Raw genomic sequence first — 1,976 nt, 5'->3', positions numbered from 1 at the left:
AGTTTCCTCTCCCACAAAAACAGCCCGCTTCCCAACTTTCAGATTTGTAGCAATCAAACTCGCTGCAGAAAAAGTCCCGCCATCGATCAACAAAAATAAATCACCGCGATAGCGATTGTCTTTTGATTTTTCAACTCCTGAAACACCGTTGATTCTGCATGGCGGGTTTTCTTTGATCCAAAGAGAAACCGGCTTTATCAGTGGAATTGTCTGTGTCTTACATGATGTGACCGAGCAAGAAAAAATCGAACGTGAACGAAGAGATTTTGTTTCTAACGTTTCCCATGAATTAAGAACACCGTTGACTAGTATGCGGAGTTATTTGGAAGCATTGATTGACGGAGCTTGGAAAGATCCGGAAATTGCACCGAACTTTTTACAGGTTACTCAAGAAGAAACAGATCGAATGATCCGGATGATCTCTGATTTATTAAACTTATCCAGAATGGACGCGGGAAATAATGCATTGGATATGGAATATGTTAATATCAATGAATTGTTTAACCATGTATTAGACCGTTTTGATATGATGATCCAATCTTCTGATCAACCGAAGAAAACCTTCTTCATTAAACGAGAGATCACGAATCGACAAATCTGGGCTGAGATAGATACAGATAAAATGATGCAGGTATTTGATAATATTATGAATAATGCCATCAAATATTCTCCTGACGGCGGCACTATTACGTGTAGTTTAAGAGAAACCCATGACAATGTCGTGATCAGTATCTCCGATCAAGGAATGGGCATCCCTAAAAAAGATCTGCCTCATGTATTTGACCGTTTTTATCGGGTTGAAAAAGCACGTGCTCGTTCCATGGGAGGAACTGGATTAGGATTAGCTATTTCCAAGGAAGTCGTTCAACGACATGGCGGAAAAATCTGGGCAAACAGTAGTGAAGGAAAAGGTACGACGTTTTATGTTCTATTACCTTATATCCCTTATGAGGAGGATGATTGGGAATGAAGTGGTCCAAGTTGATTAGACCGTTAATGATAGTGCTTATCGTCCTCAGTCTATTTCTGACTTGGGCTATTTGGACGATGCCGGGACAATATGGGGAACAAACCAGCAGCGATCAAAAAAAGACGTCCTCTGTTACGATTTCCAGACAGCTTGCTCGCGTGTTCGGTCCCTCTCAAGTTGTTTTACACGAATCTGACACAGCAGAAATCACAACAAACAGAGATGTTTTATCAGCTTTTACGAAAGCTTTTAATAGTTGGAAGCTGGATAGCTTGGATGACCCAATCGAACTAACACCTGATGAATACCAAGCCGAATTAAATCATTCGGGCAATGAAATCGAGTTGCTGTATTTTGAAAGTATTCCTTTTGGAGTGTTGAGCAATTTATTTGCTAACTTGCCAGGCGAATACCAAGACCAGACATTTGATCGAGTTTATTTATCCCAATCTGATCCAGATACGCTTTACTTTTATAATACAGAAACTAAATTACTGTATACAAGTACATTGGAAAACGTTGATCAAATTCAATTATCAGAAAGTATCCATCGGAAAGACGTGACTTATCGACCAGTAACAACTGTAAAAGTTGCCGATAAAATGATTTATTTACCTCTTTCTTCATTAAAGCTGCCTTACTTGACTTATATGGTTGAAAGACAGCCGAATAGCTTGTTTATTGAACGGTTGTTTGACGATACTTCAGAAGTAAGAGAAAATCGAAGCGAAAATGCGGTACAGTACATTGACTACATTAGTGAAATGCGAGTAAATGAAAAAACCAATATCTTGAATTATTACCGCAATCGAAATTCTGGCGACACCCTATCGTTGACAAGAACACTAATGGATTCCTTTAATGAACTGATGAGGTTTGAAAATTGGTCAGATGAAATTCATTACTTTGATTACAATCATCAGAGTAATGAAGTCACTTATCGTCGTTATATTGAAGGTTTTCCAGTTTTTAGTTTAACTGGATATGGAGCGACCTACATTACGGT

Annotated in this window: 2 protein-coding genes and 1 pseudogene; 2 read left to right on the top strand and 1 reads right to left on the bottom strand. The window is 38.6% G+C overall.

Annotated elements, in window-relative coordinates:
• A partial coding sequence (locus RT405_RS13530) for a hypothetical protein (RefSeq protein ID WP_396163873.1) occupies positions 1 to 90 on the bottom strand: 90 nt, incomplete at its 3' end.
• Between the two features lie 25 nt (positions 91 to 115).
• Between RT405_RS13530 and RT405_RS13145 the strand changes: the two are divergent.
• A pseudogene (locus tag RT405_RS13145) lies at positions 116 to 970 on the top strand (ATP-binding protein); the annotation flags it as partial.
• The coding region (locus RT405_RS13140; protein WP_313470279.1) for a two-component system activity regulator YycH at positions 967 to 1,976 on the top strand (1,010 nt) is incomplete at its 3' end. The pseudogene RT405_RS13145 and the gene RT405_RS13140, both read left to right, overlap by 4 nt.

The organism is Carnobacterium sp. (assembly GCF_032094055.1).
Taxonomy (GTDB): domain Bacteria; phylum Bacillota; class Bacilli; order Lactobacillales; family Carnobacteriaceae; genus Carnobacterium_A.
Note: the sequence above shows the minus strand (reverse complement) of the source record. Positions and strands in the feature narration are given on the sequence as shown.